This is a genomic window from Kangiella sediminilitoris, from assembly GCF_001708405.1.
In the GTDB taxonomy this organism is placed as follows: Bacteria; Pseudomonadota; Gammaproteobacteria; order Enterobacterales; family Kangiellaceae; genus Kangiella; species Kangiella sediminilitoris.
Genome location: NZ_CP012418.1, coordinates 1,431,206 through 1,448,735 on the forward strand (window position 1 = coordinate 1,431,206; position 17,530 = coordinate 1,448,735).

General features: G+C 42.9%; 14 protein-coding genes. 7 read left to right on the forward strand and 7 right to left on the reverse strand.

Features of this window, described 5'->3' with window-relative positions; translation table 11 throughout:
* Positions 1 to 124: 124 nt before the first annotated feature.
* A complete protein-coding gene (locus KS2013_RS06590) occupies positions 125 to 2,752 on the forward strand; it encodes an EAL domain-containing protein (RefSeq protein WP_228703637.1) in 2,628 nt (875 codons plus the stop codon).
* Positions 2,753 to 2,813: 61 nt separating this feature from the next.
* Here KS2013_RS06590 and acnB read toward each other — a convergent pair whose 3' ends face one another.
* Entirely contained in the window at positions 2,814 to 5,426 is a 2,613-nt protein-coding gene (gene acnB, locus KS2013_RS06595; RefSeq protein ID WP_068991421.1) for a bifunctional aconitate hydratase 2/2-methylisocitrate dehydratase, read from the reverse strand.
* A gap of 250 nt (positions 5,427 to 5,676) precedes the next feature.
* On the opposite strand from acnB, the gene KS2013_RS06600 reads away from it, so the two are divergent.
* The 5 genes from KS2013_RS06600 (at position 5,677) to KS2013_RS06620 (ending at position 11,006) form a co-directional block, all read left to right on the forward strand.
* Positions 5,677 to 6,162 carry a hypothetical protein gene (locus KS2013_RS06600; protein WP_228703638.1) on the forward strand — a complete coding sequence of 162 codons (486 nt, stop codon included), beginning with the start codon at positions 5,677 to 5,679 and terminating at the stop codon, positions 6,160 to 6,162.
* A gap of 156 nt (positions 6,163 to 6,318) precedes the next feature.
* Positions 6,319 to 7,683 carry an adenylosuccinate lyase gene (gene purB, locus KS2013_RS06605; protein ID WP_068991424.1) on the forward strand — a complete coding sequence of 455 codons (1,365 nt, stop codon included), beginning with the start codon at positions 6,319 to 6,321 and terminating at the stop codon, positions 7,681 to 7,683.
* A 29-nt stretch (positions 7,684 to 7,712) separates the two neighbouring features.
* Positions 7,713 to 8,846, forward strand: a complete 1,134-nt coding sequence (locus KS2013_RS06610; protein WP_068991427.1) for a cupin domain-containing protein — start codon at positions 7,713 to 7,715, stop codon at positions 8,844 to 8,846.
* 19 nt (positions 8,847 to 8,865) lie between these two features.
* Positions 8,866 to 10,233, forward strand: a complete 1,368-nt coding sequence (locus KS2013_RS06615) for an MATE family efflux transporter (protein WP_068991429.1) — start codon at positions 8,866 to 8,868, stop codon at positions 10,231 to 10,233.
* Positions 10,234 to 10,403: 170 nt separating this feature from the next.
* The gene (locus tag KS2013_RS06620; RefSeq protein ID WP_068994453.1) at positions 10,404 to 11,006 is read left to right on the forward strand and encodes an epoxyqueuosine reductase QueH; all 603 of its coding nucleotides are present in this window, start codon (positions 10,404 to 10,406) and stop codon (positions 11,004 to 11,006) included.
* A 34-nt stretch (positions 11,007 to 11,040) separates the two neighbouring features.
* Here the strand turns inward: KS2013_RS06620 and KS2013_RS06625 are convergent, their stop codons facing one another.
* The 5 genes from KS2013_RS06625 to adk form a co-directional block, all read right to left on the reverse strand.
* The gene (locus KS2013_RS06625) at positions 11,041 to 11,757 is read right to left on the reverse strand and encodes a Slp family lipoprotein (protein WP_068991432.1); all 717 of its coding nucleotides are present in this window, start codon (positions 11,755 to 11,757) and stop codon (positions 11,041 to 11,043) included.
* Between the two features lie 91 nt (positions 11,758 to 11,848).
* Entirely contained in the window at positions 11,849 to 12,547 is a 699-nt protein-coding gene (gene tsaB / locus KS2013_RS06630) for a tRNA (adenosine(37)-N6)-threonylcarbamoyltransferase complex dimerization subunit type 1 TsaB (RefSeq protein WP_068991435.1), read from the reverse strand.
* Position 12,548: 1 nt separating this feature from the next.
* Positions 12,549 to 14,531 (reverse strand): ATP-dependent DNA helicase, encoded by a 1,983-nt coding sequence (locus KS2013_RS06635; protein ID WP_068991440.1) that lies wholly within the window; start codon positions 14,529 to 14,531, stop codon positions 12,549 to 12,551.
* 38 nt (positions 14,532 to 14,569) lie between these two features.
* Positions 14,570 to 15,562, reverse strand: a complete 993-nt coding sequence (gene hemH / locus KS2013_RS06640; RefSeq protein ID WP_068991442.1) for a ferrochelatase — start codon at positions 15,560 to 15,562, stop codon at positions 14,570 to 14,572.
* 25 nt (positions 15,563 to 15,587) lie between these two features.
* On the reverse strand, positions 15,588 to 16,241 hold the full coding sequence (adk, locus tag KS2013_RS06645; RefSeq protein WP_068991445.1) for an adenylate kinase: 654 nt from the start codon (positions 16,239 to 16,241) through the stop codon (positions 15,588 to 15,590).
* Between the two features lie 271 nt (positions 16,242 to 16,512).
* Between adk and KS2013_RS06650 the strand changes: the two genes are divergently transcribed.
* Positions 16,513 to 17,058, forward strand: coding sequence for a hypothetical protein (locus KS2013_RS06650; RefSeq protein WP_068991453.1), 546 nt, complete (start codon positions 16,513 to 16,515; stop codon positions 17,056 to 17,058).
* Between the two features lie 18 nt (positions 17,059 to 17,076).
* Here KS2013_RS06650 and KS2013_RS06655 read toward each other — a convergent pair whose 3' ends face one another.
* Positions 17,077 to 17,448 carry a VanZ family protein gene (locus KS2013_RS06655; RefSeq protein ID WP_068991457.1) on the reverse strand — a complete coding sequence of 124 codons (372 nt, stop codon included), beginning with the start codon at positions 17,446 to 17,448 and terminating at the stop codon, positions 17,077 to 17,079.
* Positions 17,449 to 17,530: the final 82 nt, after the last annotated feature.

The window sequence follows — 17,530 nt, forward strand, 5'->3', positions numbered from 1 at the left end:
ATCAGCAATGATAAGGGAACCATAACCTAAGCTTATCAATAATATTGCCAAAACCCCTTAAAAATACTATGGTAAAGTAATAGTGAGGGGCGGACCATTGTATAAAACCTATATAAAAACCCTAGTGTTTTTAGCCACAGTTCTAGGTTGTGGGTTATTGACACCTGATGTTTTGGCTAGCGAAGAGCCCAAAGAACGTAAAAGTTCTTTGAGAGTTGCTATGTTTAACGCCCCCCCAATCATGGAACTCACAGAAGATAACCAGCGCAGAGGTTTTATGGTTGAGCTTCTGGAAGAGATGGCGAAAAAAGAAGGCTGGGAAATTCAATGGGTTCACCTTGATTGGCCGGAAGCCATACCAAGAACACTAAACAACGACATTGATCTAATTCCTTTCATAGCCTACTCAGAAACCCGGGCTGAACTGCTGGACTACAACGAAGAAGGTATCCTAACTGGTTGGGGCCAGGTATATACTCATTTCAAAGAACCCATGCCAGAAAATATATTTGGTCTGGAAGGCAGAACCATCGGCATCATAAAAAACGAAGTCTACGGTATAAAGATTGCTAACTTATGTGAGCTTTTTAATATTGAGTGTAATTTCATTGAGGTTTCAACCTACCGAGAAGCTTTTGAATTACTGAGTAAAAGGTCAGTTGCAGGGGTCGTCACCAGTAACTTAGTCAGCTATGGCTATGATAATGAGCTCATACGTAAAACTCCTATCGTTTTCGAGCCACGAAAGGTACTATTTGCAACCGCTAAAAATGCTAATCCCCAATTACTTAAAACTATCGACCGATATACCCGACTCTGGCGTTTTGATGAGAATTCTATCTATTACCAATTAAAGGATAAGTATCTAAGAGAAATAACTCATGAGGAACCGCTTCCTCCCTGGATTCTCTATACTTTGCTGATTATTCTGGGGTTACTGCTATTAGCAGCACTGATCGTATATTTGTTAAGAAAGCAGGTAAAAGTTCAAACACAGGATTTAGAGGACCAAAGTGATCAAATCAGGCAAATCATTAACTTAGTTCCACATATGATTTTCGCCAGTAATGCCAATGGCAAGCTGATATTAGCCAACAGATACGCAGCAAACTTTTTCGGTATCAATATGTCCGACATTGAGGGTTACAAACAGAAGGATCTAATCTCACAAGTACCCAAAGCCAAGAATCTATTTGAAGACGAGCAGCTATTATTAAGGCGTGACGCCCATGCTATACAAAGAGAAGTGGCTACTCATAACGTTGAAGGACAAAAAATCACACTTAAGATTTCAAAGGTTCCTTTTGTTACCCGGTATAGCAGAATCCCTTCAGTAGTAACAGTTGGTGTTGATATCACAGAAGCGAAAGAGTATGAAAAACAAATTCAGCACATGGCTCAGCATGACTCTTTGACCCAACTTCCAAACCGTCTTCTATTAAATGATAGGATTCACCAGTCTCTAGCCTTGACGCAACGGTATGAACAGAATGGAGCAGTCCTCTTCATCGACCTGGATTACTTCAAGAATATTAATGATTCACTCGGTCATATGGCTGGGGATAATCTCCTCCAAGAAGTCGCCAAGAGGCTGAAAGGTATTGTCCGCGAGGGTGATACTGTCGCTCGGCTTGGTGGTGACGAATTTATAATTCAACTTAGCCAACTAGACCGTGATGCAGAGCAAGCTGAAAGGGATGCTTGTTTAATAGCAGAAAAAATAAATTTTGCATTGGCCCAGGAGTACCAGGTTGACGGACAAAAGCTATTCTCAACTGCAAGCATAGGGATAGTAATCTATCCTAGAGATGCCAATACCGAAGAGTCGATTATACAGAGAGCAGATACTGCCATGTATTATGCTAAATCTATGGGGCGAAACCGGTATGCGGTCTTTAAACGCGAAATGGAAAAAGTAGTCGTACGAAACCATATGCTAGAAAGAGAGCTTAGAAAAGCGCTGGTCGAGTCGCGATTACTATTAAGGTTCCAGCCTCAGATTACTAGTGATAATGATGAATTCATTGGCGTAGAGGCTCTGCTGCGCTGGAATCACCCTTCAGAAGGTATTATTTCTCCTGCTGAATTCATTCCTATAGCCGAAGAAAACCATCTAATCATTCCAATCGGTGAGTGGGTTTTAAAAAAGGTGTGTTACCAAATTAAATATTGGTTGCAACAGTATGGTGCCTCACCCTTCATTACGGTAAACCTTTCTGCTGTTCAAATTCGACATTCAGACCTTGTCAGCTACATCAAAAAACTGCTCGATAAAACTAAAATTCCTCCGAGCCTATTGGAACTTGAAGTTACAGAAACAGTACTTCTACACGAAGCACGAATTTCTATTGATGTACTACAAGAGCTGAAGAAGTTAGGTGTCAGACTGTCTATTGATGACTTTGGCACAGGGTATTCATCTCTTACCTACTTAAAAAAGCTGCCTCTGGATAAATTGAAAATTGACCGCTCTTTTATAAAAGATATTCCTGGAGATCCTGATAGCGAAACGATTATCCGTACGGTAATTGGCATGAGCCATGATTTGGGCTTAGAGGTTATTGCAGAGGGCGTGGAAACCAAAGAGCAGCTCGACTATCTTCGTAAAGAGCGGTGCTCACTCTTCCAGGGGTTTTATTTTGATCCGCCTATTACCATAGAGCAAATTGAGGAAAAGTACTTTGCTCAGGTCAAGCAAAAAGCTAAGGCTGGTAATACCATAATAAACTTTCAGGACTACTCTAAAAAGTAACCTCCCAAAATTCAGACACAAAAAAAACCCGCATAGAGCGGGCTTTTTTTGTGCTTAAGTATTACGCATCAACTGTAACTTGGTTACTCACTGGAATCGTAACCTTGTTAGCTTGCTGCTTATACTCTTCCATCTGATGGAAGTTCATATAAACATAGATATCATCAGCCATTGAATCAATCTTATCCGCGTATTTTTTGTACTCATCAACTGTAGGCAGCTTACCGATAACAGCAGCAACAGAGGCTAACTCTGCAGAAGCAAGGTAAACGTTAGCACCCTGCCCCAGACGGTTCGGGAAGTTTCGAGTTGAGGTTGAAACAACGGTTGATTTAGGCGCTACACGAGCCTGATTACCCATGCACAATGAACAGCCCGGCATCTCCAGGCGAGCACCAGAACGACCAAATGTATTGTAATGCCCTTCTTCCATCAACTGATGCTCATCCATTTTAGTTGGTGGAGCAATCCATAAACGTGTTTCTAACGTGCCAGCTTCTATATCTTCGAGCAATTTAGCCGCTGCACGGAAATGACCAATATTGGTCATACAAGAACCAATGAACACTTCATCGATCTTATCACCAGCAACTTCACTTAGAAGCCTAGCATCATCAGGATCGTTAGGTGCACACAGAACTGGCTCTTTCAAGTTATTCATATCAATTTCGATAACTGCCGCGTACTCTGCGTCTTCATCAGCAGATAATAAGCTTGGGTTGTCCAGCCATTCCTGCATCTTCTCGATACGACGAGCTAAGGTACGCTCATCACCGTAGCCGTTAGAAATCATCCACTTCAACAGGACAATATTTGATTCCAAATATTCTGCTACAGAATCTTCAGCCAACTTAATTGTACAGCCAGCTGCTGAACGTTCCGCAGAGGCATCTGAAAGCTCAAATGCCTGTTCAGCAGTCAAATCTTCAAGCCCCTCAATCTCAAGGATTCGGCCTGAGAAAATATTTTTCTTACCAGCTTTCTCTACGGTGAGGTGACCATCTTGAATTGCCTGATAAGGAATAGCATGAACTAAGTCACGCAATGTAATACCTGGCTGACGCTTACCTTTGAAACGTACCAATACAGACTCAGGCATGTCCAACGGCATAACACCGGTAGCGGCTGCGAATGCAACCAAACCAGAACCAGCCGGGAAAGAAATACCTAATGGGAAACGAGTATGTGAGTCTCCGCCTGTACCGACTGTATCTGGAAGAAGCATACGGTTTAACCAACTATGGATAATACCATCACCTGGACGAAGAGACACACCACCACGGTTCATGATGAAATCAGGAAGCGTATGCTGGGTATCAACGTCAACTGGCTTTGGATAAGCCGCTGTGTGGCAGAAAGATTGCATAACCAGATCGGCCGAGAAACCAAGGCAAGCCAAATCTTTCAGCTCATCACGAGTCATAGGGCCAGTAGTATCCTGAGAACCGACTGTTGTCATTTTAGGAACGCAATACTGACCTGCACGAACGCCTTCAACACCACAGGCGCGGCCAACCATTTTCTGAGCTAGTGTGAAACCTTTGCCGGAGTCAGCAACTTCTTCCGCGTTACGGAATAAGTCAGAAGCATCCATACCCAGATACTCACGAGCACGCTCGGTTAAACCGCGACCAATAATTAGAGGAATACGACCACCAGCTTGAACTTCGTCAAAAATTACCTTACTGCCATACTCGAATTCAGAGATGACTTCACCATTTTTAGTAACCTTGCCTTCATAAGGATAGAAGTCAATAACGTCGCCCATTTCCATTTGTGACACGTCTAACTCTACCGGCATGGCGCCAGCATCTTTCATTGTGTTGTAGAAAATTGGAGCAATTTTGCTACCAAAACAGAATCCACCAGCTCGCTTGTTAGGAACGTGAGGAATATCGTCACCCATTAACCATAAAACAGAGTTGGTCGCAGATTTACGAGAAGAACCTGTACCTACCACATCACCAACATAAACAATTGGGTTACCCTTCTCTTCCAGCTTTTCAATTAAGCTGATAGGCCCAATCTCACCTTCTTTATCAGGGTCAATGCCTTCACGAGCATTTTTTAACATTGCCAGTGAGTGCAACGGAATATCTGGACGTGACCATGCATCCTGGGCTGGAGACAAGTCATCAGTATTTGTTTCGCCGGGAACCTTGAATACTGTTAAGGTAATTTTCTCATCCATTTTAGGCTTCTTGGTGAACCACTCACCTTCTGCCCAGGATTTAATGACATCCTTCGCAATCTCGTTGCCATTATCAGCTTTTTCAGCAACATCGTGGAAAGCATCAAACATCAGTAATGTGTCTTTAAGCTGCTCCCCTGCCAACTGCCCTAGTTCTTTGTCATCAAGCAACTCAACCAAGGTTGCGATATTATAGCCACCCAGCATTGTACCTAGGAGCTTTACAGCGTGTTCTTTATCAACCAGCGGAGATTCGGTTTCACCTTTTGCTATGGCAGCTAAGAAACCAGCTTTTACGTAAGCAGCTTCATCAACGCCCGGCGGCACTCGGTCAGTCAACAACTCGACCAGAAACTCTTCTTCACCGGCTGGTGGGTTTTTCAACAGTTCAACAAGCTCATTCACTTGCTCTGCGCTCAGAGGCAAAGGTGGAATACCTTGCTCAGCACGTTCTGCTACATGTTTTCTGTATGCTTCTAACACGCTATATTCCTCATTTTTGACATTTTCAAATCTTTGACAAAGGTGGAACTGGAACCGTCTATTAGCTATCAATCAAGACAAATCAAGGAACTGAGCACCATTCTAAGGCACCATCCAGCAACCACCCCTGAAAATTGGCGGCTGATTATAACACAGCGTGCGCTGAATGTGAGGTATATCTTGTTCAGGACTGATTCATCGTGCTTATAATATGATGTTTGCAACACTAATGAAGAGTTAGGGTAATATAATGATTAAACAGAAATTAACATTAATTAGTTTGGCTGTAGCATTTGCTATCAGTGCGCCAGTAGTGATGGCAAAGGGGAAACCCGAGCATGCGCAGAATAAAAGTGAAAAAGAAGTTAAGCAATCTAAGGCTAAACAATCCAATAAGCGTCATTTCGACGATGGTGCACGCGATACCATCCGTAACTATTATGACCGTTATTACGATGATAGAGGTCGCCTGGATACAAGCCGCTCTGACTTGCCTCCAGGTTTACAGAAGAAGTATCAGCGCACAGGACAACTGCCTCCTGGTTGGCAGAAAAAGGTTCAGGCAGGCCATGTTCTACCGATAGATATCTATCGTTACGGGCATGAAATCCCTTACGACTTGCGTCGCCGCCTTCCTTTAGGGCCTGTCGGCAGTAAAATTATTGAAGTCGAAGGCAAAATCATTCGCTTGATGGAAGGAACGAGAATGATTCTGGATGTATTCGATATTCGATAATCCAATATCCAAACCAAAGCCAGCTCTTGCTGGCTTTTTTTATGTTTAATCGTCACGTTTTTTAGTGCGTAAAAGATGCTAATCCCTAGCAGTTAAGGTATGATCGCCACTTTATAGATTTGTTCAATTTTAAGCTTTTACGGATAAGATATGACAATGCAACTTTCCGCTCTAACAGCAATTTCACCCGTCGATGGCCGATACGGCTCAAAAGCCGCTGACTTACGTCCTATTTTTAGTGAGTACGGATTACTTAAATACCGTGTCACGGTTGAAGTGCGTTGGTTACAGGCGCTTTCACAGGCATCTGAGATTAATGAAGTCCCACAATTTTCAACTGAAGCCAACCAGTTGCTGGACAATATCGTGGCCAACTTTTCTGAAGAAAATGCTGCCCGCATTAAGGAAATTGAGCGCACAACAAACCACGACGTAAAAGCGGTTGAGTACTTCCTTAAGGAGCAAGTTGCTGATAATCAGGAAATTGCAAAAGTCAGTGAATTTATTCATTTTGCCTGTACCTCAGAGGACATCAATAACCTCTCTTACGCTTTAATGCTTAAAGAAGGTACTGAAGCCATTATCAGCAGTCAGACACAAATCGTTGATGCTATCCGCAATCTGGCAGATCAATTTGTGGAAATCCCTATGATGTCTCGTACTCATGGTCAACCAGCCTCACCTTCCACAATGGGCAAAGAGATGGCAAACGTTGTCTATCGCTTGGAACGCCAGCTTAAACAAATCAAGGGTCAAGAAATCTTAGGTAAGATTAATGGTGCTGTTGGAAACTATAATGCACATCTTTCAGCCTACCCTGAATTTGACTGGCAAAGATTTGCAGACAAATTTGTAACATCTTTAGGGCTAACCTGGAATGCTTACACTACACAGATTGAGCCTCATGATTACATGGCTGAACTGTTTGATGCAGTTGCACGTTTTAATACAATTATTATCGACTTTGACCGTGATGTTTGGGGCTATATCGCGTTGGGCCACTTCAAGCAAAAAACTATTGCCGGTGAAATTGGTTCGTCCACAATGCCGCATAAAGTAAACCCTATCGACTTTGAAAACTCAGAGGGTAACTTGGGTATTGCCAATGCATTATTCGATCACTTGGCAATGAAATTACCGATTTCACGATGGCAACGCGATCTTTCTGACTCCACAGTTCAGCGTGTCCTTGGTGTCGGTTTTGCTCATAGTGTCATCGCTTATCAAGCAACTCTTAAAGGTATTTCAAAACTGGAAGTTAACGCGCAGTCTCTTCTAGACGAACTTAACTCAAACTGGGAGCTGTTAGCGGAACCGATTCAAACGGTAATGCGCCGCTATGGTATTGCGAACCCTTATGAAAAGCTTAAAGAGCTAACTCGTGGCAAACGCGTAACACAGGAAGATTTAAAAGTCTTTATTGATAGCTTGGAACTGCCACAAGAAGAAAAAGACCGCCTGAAAAAACTAACACCTGCTACCTATATTGGTAATGCAGTAGCACAGGCCAAAAATATATAATCAATCGAAAAGTCGCAGGATTATCGTTTATGCTAGGCTCAATCAGTGCAGAAGAGTTTCTTTCTGAATATTGGCAAAAAAAACCACTACTTATCCGTGGTGGGTTTGATGGTGATCCTGCTCTAATCACTCCTGAGGAGCTTGCCGGTTACAGTCTCGACGATGATATCGAATCAAGACTGATTCAACATGACAACAAACAACAGCGGTGGCAATTATCACATGGGCCCTTGGAAGAAACAGCATTTCAGGAGCTGGGAGAGGCAAACTGGACTTTACTAGTCCAGTCGCTGGATTATTTCCACCCTCCGCTTCAACAACTCACAAAAGCATGTAACTTCCTCCCCCGCTGGCGCCTGGATGATATTATGGTCTCCTTCGCCACTGAAAATGGCGGTGTCGGGCCACATCTAGACAAGTATGATGTATTTCTGGTTCAAGGAGAAGGTCAACGGCGCTGGCGAGTTGGTTATCAGGGTCAAAAAGTTAGCAGCATAAATCCGCACCCTCAAATTGCTCAGGTTGAACCTTTTGAGGCTACAATGGACGTCATCGTCAATCCGGGAGATATTCTTTATATTCCTCCAGCCACACCTCATTGGGGAGTTTCTGTGGGTAATAGCATTACTTACTCTATTGGTTTTAGAGCACCGAGTATTGGCTCCATTCTTGACTCATTATTAAACTCTCAATCACTGGAATTCGACAGCCTTTGGCACGATGAGGGAAAACTAAAAAAATACCATGCCTTTGGAGCACTTCATTCTGAGTTACCTGACTGGGCTCAAAATGAACTTAAGCAGCTTCTAAACCGTCGAGAATTACTTATTGCAGCAGGCAAAACAGTAACCGAACTGAAGTACCCAGAAGTACTTGAAACAGTTAATTTACCAAAGGCTCAGGAGCTAAGCGACATTGCTATGAGCGAAGGTATCGAACTGAACCCTCTGGCACGGATTGCCTACTTTGAGCATGAACAGGCGCTGTTAACCTTTATTAACGGTATTTACTTTCAATTCCCTATCGGACTCGAAAAAGCGATTCAAAAATTGAACCACCAAATGGTGTTATCGAAATCGGATCTAGAGGAGCTGCCTCGTTTACCTGTTGGTGAGTTTTTAAGTCATGGCATAGCCCTCGGCGCTTTAAAGTTACCTGAATAAATAAAACTAGAAGAAAACTATGCAAAAGCATTCGTTACGCCAAATTGGTGAAGAGAGCAGTGCTCTGATTAAGGTAGCTATCCCTGCGATTCTTGCTCAGTTAGCTCAAATGACTCTAGGTGTTGTTGATACCTTAATGGCTGGTAATTACAGCAAGCATGCACTGGCTGCCGTGGGTACCGGCGCCAATACCTTTATGATTATATTTTCTCTGTACCTCGGGTTGAGCTTCGCTCTTAATCCAATGGTTTCACACTTCAATGGTCAGGGGCAGTTCAAGAAGATTGGAAAAACCTTCCAGATGGGACAAATTATTGCCATTGGATTCGGCATCATTGTGTTTTTCATCATCCGGCATATGTATTATCCCCTTCTCTTTATGGGCGTGGATCAAGACATAGCCAAACTGACCTCAGAATACTTAACCGCACTTAGCTGGGGCACTATCCCTGCCTTTATGTTTTTAGCTTTACGTTCGGCCAATGAAGGTCTTTTCTCGACAAAAGCCATTATGGTCTGTTCCTTCCTAGTGATACCTTTCAACATCCTTTTTAATATTTGGTTTATTTATGGTGGTCTTGGTTTACCCGAAATGGGTGCTGTTGGGGTTGGATATGCCACTAGCGTAGTATGGACTATCTTATTTGTGTTCTTACTCATCTATACCTACAGTAACCAACGCTACGATGAGATGAATATTTTCAAAAATATCTCCTGGCCTAAGCCAAAGCTTATTAAAGAGTATTTTACAGTTGGAACTCCAATTGCAGTAGGTATGCTGATGGAGGTTGGCCTATTTGGCATGATTGGAATTATGGTCGCTCGATATGGTGTTGACCTTACCGGAGCTCACCAAATAGCAATGAATATCGCAACTGTAGCTTTTATGATACCACTGGGTCTTTCGGTTGCTATTACTGCCCGTGTGGGTTTCTGGCAAGGAAAACAGAATTATCGACAAATGCGCCTGGCTGGTTTTTGTGGGATTGGCCTAAGCGTATTTTTTCAGGCCCTTTCCGTTACGCTAATGTTACTTTTCAGACACGATTTTGTAGGATTCTACACGGATAACACAGAGTTGATTAGCTTGGGCGCAAGCCTGATATTTCTGGCTGCTATTTTCCAATTTTCAGACGGATTACAGATAAACAGCGCCGGCGCTCTACGTGGGATGAAAGACACTAAAATCCCAATGGTCTATATGGGCATTGCTTACTGGATTTTTGGTTTCCCCGTAGGCTATTATTTAGCCGAATATCAAGGACTTAAAGTCCAAGGTTTCTGGATTGGTATTATTGTTGGCTTGTCTATAGCTGCCGTTTTGCTGCTATTCCGCTTCATTCGGCGCTCCCGCCACGCTATTCAGTATGCCCAGCAAGGCGAGTAGAAAATATTTCCCAAACTTGCGTGGGTAGCTGCTTAGGTTTACCATTACGCCCTGTATTATAGTAGAAATACCGAGCCATTTAGCTCTTGGAGTGAAGCGTGAACCCTTATTCTGTAGACAACTATGAACGCCCTGTCATTGAGACTCCCCACGGCGAAGAAAAAGTACTGATGCATTCATGTTGCGCACCTTGTGCGGCGGAAGTTATGGAAGCGGTTCATGCGTCTGGAATAAAACAGACAGTATTTTTTTATAATCCTAATATACACCCTGTCGAGGAGTATGAAATTCGCAAAGATGAAAACAAACGTTTTTGTGACAAGCTTGGTATTGACTTTATTGACGCTGATTATGACAAAGATAACTGGTTTGAGCGCGTAAAAGGTCTTGAGAACGAACCAGAAAGGGGCGCTCGCTGTACAGTATGTTTCGACATGCGTTTTGAGCGCACCGCGCTTTATGCTGCGGAACATGGCTTTAATTTAATAACCAGTACGCTAGGTATTTCACGCTGGAAAAATATGGAACAAATCAATGATTGTGGCGTCAGAGCTGCCAATAGGTATGACGACGTTAATTATTGGACTTTCAACTGGCGTAAAAAAGGTGGCGCCCAGCGGATGATAGAAATTTCCAAGCGGGAAGAATTTTACCAACAGGAGTATTGTGGTTGCGTCTACTCTCTGAGGGATACGAATCGGTGGCGAATGGCTAATGGCAGGGATAGAATCAAGCGCAATATTAAGTTTTACGGACACGATAAACCTGAATAAAAAAGGAGCCAAACGGCTCCTTTTTTGTGGCAAACTACTTTTCTATAGTCGGGGGTTGTTTAGCGGGCGTACGAACAGGCTTAGCTGATGGCTTAGGCTGAGGCGGAGGGTTCTGAACTCTTGGCTCAACTGGTACACCACGATATATCTCCGTATTTGGATCCTGTGCATCCCTATTGTAATCCCTGCGACGCTCGTAGTCTGGATCAGGTCTAATCACACGGTAACGGTAATTGTATGGCCAATAGTAAGGACGATGATAAAACCAGTAAGGATCCCATGCGGAGTATACTTCAACATACTCGTACTGAGGTCGTTTTTTCCATAGGTGATGACCTCGAGTATCTACGACAGGAAAATTAATTTTATGTTTCCCAACTTTGCCGGGCATCGGCTTAGAAAGTTTACCAACAACGGTTATTTCTTTACCAACATCATAAATCATCGGATCTAGAAACCCTGGAACTCTTGCAATAAAACGACCACCAGTTTGTTGCTCCTCGACGGGTCTTGCTTGCCGCCCTAGTGGCAAATTCACTACTTCAATCAGCGTATCATTTTCCAGGTTTTCAACCCGGGCAACTATTCCACCCCAACGAACTTCACGACCAGTAAAGCCCTCAGGATTTTGAGCGACTTGGGTAAATGGTATATTTTCCTGCTCAAATGTAATTTGCTGTGGTGTGCTGGCGCAAGCAAATAACATGCCCGCACTCAGCAAAACCAACGAAACTTTAAATAAATAGCTCATCAGGGATCTCCTTCGAATATCACTAATTTTGCCTGGCTAGCCACTGAAATCATATTACTTCGAATCCTCTGAATGTTTCCTGAACAATTATCTAGAGGTCTTTCGCTTTTTTTGCAACATCATCTCGAAGATATACAGGAACTGCCAATTCTGCCGCGTAGGATTCGCCACTTATATACAGGTACTCTGCCATAGGTATCATGTATTCCGCAAATGGATACAATGGCTTATCATGAATGACTGTTGGCACATTCAGTGTTTCTGATAATACTTTAGCGTAAGTAGACCACCCTGTACCAACTGCGCTATACACTATTGACGTATCAGGGTCTGATATTGTGACAAATTCTGGTGAACATACTCTTTCTTGGTCTAAGAGTTTCATCAATCCATTGGCGTCAACTTCATATTGTCCCCAATAAACCTCTCCCATTCGAGCGTCAATTGCCGCTAGTACCCTAGCCTGCTTTTTATCTTGATACAGACCTTGTGCCAAGGCCTGTAAGCTAGAAATACCTATCACAGGCAAGTCAGCCCCAAAAGCCAGACCTTGTACAACACTGATACAGATTCTAATACCGGTGAAAGCTCCAGGGCCCTGACCGTAAGCGATAGCATCTAACTGAGTTAGCTTTATACCTGCTTCAGCTAAAACAGCTTCTACCATTGGCAGCACCAGCTCTCCATGCATCCTAGGGGCAATTTCGGAGCGAGTATATACCTGATCATCATACTTAAGTGCTACTGAACAAGATTCTGTAGCAGTATCAATAATTAATAGGTTTGCCATGTCAGCTTTCTTCTTTAATGCTTTTAAAACTTAAGTTCTTAAGGAATTCTAACACAACTGCTTTATTGCGAGTGCGTTTCATTGGCGGCAGACTTTTAAGAAATCTTTTACCATACCCGTTGGCAATTAATCTTGGATCACATAGAACCAATACACCCTTATCCTCATAATCTCTTATAAGACGACCAGCACCCTGCTTCAAAGCAATAATTGCTTGGGGAATTTGTATATCAAAGAATGGATTTTTTCCAGATTTCCTGGCCGCCTGAATTTTAGCTTCAATTAGCGGCTCATCGGGTGCCGCAAAGGGTAGCTTATCAATGATAACCAGACTAAGGGCTTCACCTTTAACATCAACACCTTCCCAAAAACTTGATGTGGCAAGTAGAACGGCATCACCTGAATCACGAAAACGCTCGATTAGTTCATTCTTAGGTAAATCGCCTTGTGCAAATAAATTCTTATCCTGCAATTTGTCTTTCCACAGCTCTTTAACCTTATTAAGTGCAGCATAACTGGTAAAAAGCACAAATGTTCCCCCAGGGTTATGCTCAACCAGAGGGAATAGCTGTTTTTGCCAAGAGTCTATATAGGTACGGTCCCTGGGATCCGGAAGCCCCCTGGGGATATGCAAAATAGCCTGATTACCATAGTCAAAGGGGCTGGGTAGAATAAGGTCCTTAGAATCCTGTAGACCAAGTTCCTGTTTGAATAAAGTAAAGTCATCGGCCTGAGTCATCGTGGCTGAGGTGAAAATCCAGCTTGACGCAGAATGCTCTCTTCTACTGCGTGAGAATGACTCTGAGACATTCAGCGGCGTCTCTAAAATCGCAAAGCCATTTCTGTAGGTTTCTACCCACCTAACTGCATCATAAGCCGTCTTTTTTTCTGATTGAGAAAATGTACTGTTGAAAATAGCAAGGGACTGCAAAGACTCTTCACAGCGGCGGTGGCAGCTATCAAGTCCTTTTGAGCGAGAGGCATGTCTCTCAAGTCGTTCACATAATGCCAGTAGTTCTTCCTCTAAATCTTTAAGTCTTTTTTCAAGATCTGGAGATGAAATTTGTTGCCAATTAGCTTTTTTACCTGATTCCCCCAGAAGTAGCCTCACTTCATTAACCGCCCCTTCAACCCGACGCACGGCAACACTTAGCTGACGATCATCTTTTGCGGTTGTCAGTGCTTCAAGCTCCGTATCGCGACAAATTTCCATTAACTGCCTACTGGTCAAACGCTGGCCATAAAAACTGTGTGCGATATCGGTTAACTGGTGAGCTTCATCCACTACGACTATATCAGCATCAGGTAATAGTTCGCCGAATCCATCATCTTTCAGAACCATATCTGCCAATAGCAAATGGTGATTAACAACCACAACATCAGCTGCTGTAGCTTTTTGTCTGGCTTTAGCCACATAACAGTCTGCAAAGTCTGGGCATTCCACCCCCAGACAATTATCATTAGTGGAAGTAACGTAGGGCCATAAAGGGTCATCATCCGACAAATCGGCACATTGAGTTAAGTCTCCGCTTTGCGTCTGTCGAGACCAGTCCTTAACTTTAACCAGTGAGTCAGCCATGGCTCGACTCTGGAATTGGCCTGAATCCAGACTTTGCTTCATTCGATACAGGCACAAATAATTATTTCGTCCCTTAAGAAGTGATATTTTTGGAGAAACTCCCAGGGCTTTGCGCATATTAGGAAGATCACGATAGTACAGCTGATCCTGGAGGTTCTTTGTGCCGGTCGACAACAAAACTTTTTTATCATTGAGATGCCAGGATTTTAGTGCAGGAACCAGGTAGCCGAAGGTTTTACCTGTACCCGTTCCTGCTTCAATACAGATTGACTCCTCGGAAACTAAGACCTCTTCTATTGCATCAGCCATAGCCAATTGTTCTTCACGCTGCTTAAACCCCGTGAAAATTTTGGATAAGGCTCCATCAGAGGAGAATAGTGATTTTAGTGTAAAGGACTCGGCCATGCATTAATCCCTGAACAGGCTAGCTAAATGCACAGCACTTAATTCAATAGGCGTTGTTCGATGAGTTGCAACATCAGCTCAATATGAGCTTTATCATCGTTAAGGGCCGGAATGTATTGGTATTCTGAACCACCATTCTCGAGGAAAGTATCACGATTTTCGACAGCTAGTTCCTCAAGCGTCTCCAGGCAGTCAGCACTAAAGGCGGGACTTATAACTTGAACCGACTCTACACCCTCTTTTGCCCATTCAGTTAAAAGCTCGTCAGTATAGGGCTTTACCCATTCCTCTTTACCGAAGCGAGATTGAAATGAAATCGCATAATCATCTTCTGACAAGCCTAGCTCTTTGACTACCAGAGCTGTCGTATTTCGACACTGCTTTTCATATGGATCGCCGTTATCACTAAATCGCTGCGGCACGCCATGATAGGAGAACAAGAGCTTCTCACTTTCACCATGCCGTTCTCTAAATTTACGTACAGATTGCGCTAAGGAATGAATATAGTGAGGATGTGAGTGATAGTCCCCTACATAGCTTATTTCTGGGACGAAAAACTCATTTTTGTAGTATTTTGCAATCCGGTCAAAAATAGAGGCCGTTGTAGCAGAGGAGTATTGAGGATATAACGGCAAAACAATAACTCGTTCACAACCCTGATTCTTTAAAGCCTGTAGCCCATCAGCTATTGAAGGGTTACCGTAAGCCATAGCAATTTCGACAGGAACATGTTTACCGTAGCGCTGATCAATAAAACGATCATTAATTTCATTTTGGAGTTTTTTGCGTTGCTTTTGTGTAATTGCCAGCAGTGGCGAACCTTCTTTCGTCCAGATTTGCCTGTATAATTTAGCAACTTTCTGTGGCCTGGTTCTTAGGATGATGCCGTGCAATATTAAGCACCAAATCCAGCGAGAAATAGAAACAACACGCTTGTCATGTAAAAACTCACCAAGGTAACGACGTACAGACTGAGTTGTTGGCTCATCAGGTGTACCCAAGTTACATAATAGAACGCCTTGTTTTTTCAAACTACTTCTCGCTTAATTTATCGAACTAGGCTAGGCCATTGAAAATGGCATCACGAATATTTTCTACAGAACCAACACCAGCGACTTTAAGATACTTAGGTGCTTTTGCTGGCTCTTCTTTAGCCCACTCAGAGTAGTAATCAACCAAAGGACGTGTCTGTTCTTCATACACAGCTAGACGACGTCGTATTGTATCCTCTTTATCATCATCTCGTTGAATTAGAGGTTCACCAGTTTCATCATCCTTGCCCTCTTCTTTTGGAGGATTATAAGTCACGTGGTAAACACGGCCTGACTCAGGGTGAACTCGTCGGCCACTTAGTCGCTTAACAATTTCCTCATGGTCAACATCTATTTCAACTACATAGTCCACATCAATATTATGCTCACGCATAGCATCAGCCTGTGGAATTGTTCGTGGAAAGCCATCTAGAAGATAACCATTTTTGCAATCATCTTCTTTTACTCGCTCCTTGACGATTCCAATGATGATATCATCAGATACCAGTTCACCCGCATCCATTTTCTGCTTGGCTTGGAGGCCCAGTTCAGTGCCAGCTTTAACTGCTGCACGCAACATGTCTCCAGTAGAGATCTGAGGAATATCGTACTTTTCTTTAATAAATTGCGCTTGAGTGCCCTTTCCTGCGCCTGGTGCACCCAACAAAATAATTCGCATGTGCGAAAACTCCTAGCCTTATATATAAAGATTGACTGTGTAGGCGCTAAAGATACTTGGAATAACGCCGTATCTCAAGTAAAAAATGGCTAAAATACTGGACCGTTACTATAAATATAAGCCAAGAATATCCATAGTTTTACTATTCTACAGAACCCTTAGGACAATTTCCTACACTGACTCAAGACTTCTGCTCTTCACTGTAGCGTTATATTAAAATATGCTAATCAAGCTTTATAAGGAAAGCGTTATAACAACTAAGGACGGAATTATGAATAAATTATTACTCGGTGCGATTCTCTTTTTAATCAGCAGTACAGTAGCGCAGGCTGGAAACTCAGCCCGCTCAGGTCACCTTGGCGACTATTCTGACAACCTTTTTTACCATCAGAGCTACAGGTTACAGACCATTGACGTTAAGGAACGTTATGATAAACCATGCTTTATGGAAGCAAGGTTTCTTGGAAGCGACACTAATGGTGGACCGGACTTCCAGACAGTTCAACAAAACAATTGCCGCTTTTCTCCTTTTGAAGGTGCTAATAGCGCTGTTGGTTTAACCTACGGCGATATACGCTACTTAAGAGTTTGTCACTCCAGTAGCGGTCGAGTAAAAGGCTATAAAATTGGAGGGTATAACAACCAAGGTCTATGGGATACTGATGCGTACGTACGTCCAAACTGCAGTAATTGGAAAAGAGAGGTTTATTGTCCTAAAGGGGAAGTAGCCAATGGTATCCGGGGTTATTTCAAGGCAACCAGTGGAACTAAATCAGACATTCTGGTTGGAATGCAATTATTATGTCGCGCAGACTAGGGTTCTTAACCAACAAGATTAAGGGCGTTTAACGGCGCCCTTAACAACTAACGGTCTAATCAATAATGCAACTACAGTACCAGTCAGTACACCTAACGAATTGGCGAGTACATCTGTCCACTCAAACCCTCGATTTGGAATAAATAGCTGTATTAGTTCAATAATTAATGAAAATGTGATGCACGAAACGATCAGTAACCATGAAGGTCGTTTGTCGGACCCCATTCGAGCTAAGAAAGCTAAACCAAAATATCCAATAAAATGCAGAGCTTTGTCCCAGGGTAAATCACTGGGTAGCTGTTTGCCTGGGGTTACGGATCCGAGGAAAATGGCAAGTACTCCCAAAGCGAACAATACCTTAAAAAACTTACTGGATAAAAATTGTTTCATAAAAAAACCGCCTGGGGCGGTTGTGCTCGAATAAATAATGCTTAAATTGTACCAGCCAGTATGAATCAAGACTATAGTTTGA

Coding starts and splice junctions, on each gene's coding strand:
- KS2013_RS06600 (WP_228703638.1), top strand. CDS start 5,677: ATGATTAAACAGAAATTAACATTAATTAGTTTGGCTGTAGCATTTGCT.
- purB (WP_068991424.1), top strand. CDS start 6,319: ATGCAACTTTCCGCTCTAACAGCAATTTCACCCGTCGATGGCCGATAC.
- KS2013_RS06610 (WP_068991427.1), top strand. CDS start 7,713: ATGCTAGGCTCAATCAGTGCAGAAGAGTTTCTTTCTGAATATTGGCAA.
- KS2013_RS06615 (WP_068991429.1), top strand. CDS start 8,866: ATGCAAAAGCATTCGTTACGCCAAATTGGTGAAGAGAGCAGTGCTCTG.
- KS2013_RS06620 (WP_068994453.1), top strand. CDS start 10,404: ATGCATTCATGTTGCGCACCTTGTGCGGCGGAAGTTATGGAAGCGGTT.
- KS2013_RS06625 (WP_068991432.1), bottom strand. CDS start 11,757: ATGAGCTATTTATTTAAAGTTTCGTTGGTTTTGCTGAGTGCGGGCATG.
- tsaB (WP_068991435.1), bottom strand. CDS start 12,547: ATGGCAAACCTATTAATTATTGATACTGCTACAGAATCTTGTTCAGTA.
- KS2013_RS06635 (WP_068991440.1), bottom strand. CDS start 14,531: ATGGCCGAGTCCTTTACACTAAAATCACTATTCTCCTCTGATGGAGCC.
- adk (WP_068991445.1), bottom strand. CDS start 16,241: ATGCGAATTATTTTGTTGGGTGCACCAGGCGCAGGAAAGGGCACTCAA.
- KS2013_RS06650 (WP_068991453.1), top strand. CDS start 16,513: ATGAATAAATTATTACTCGGTGCGATTCTCTTTTTAATCAGCAGTACA.
- KS2013_RS06655 (WP_068991457.1), bottom strand. CDS start 17,448: ATGAAACAATTTTTATCCAGTAAGTTTTTTAAGGTATTGTTCGCTTTG.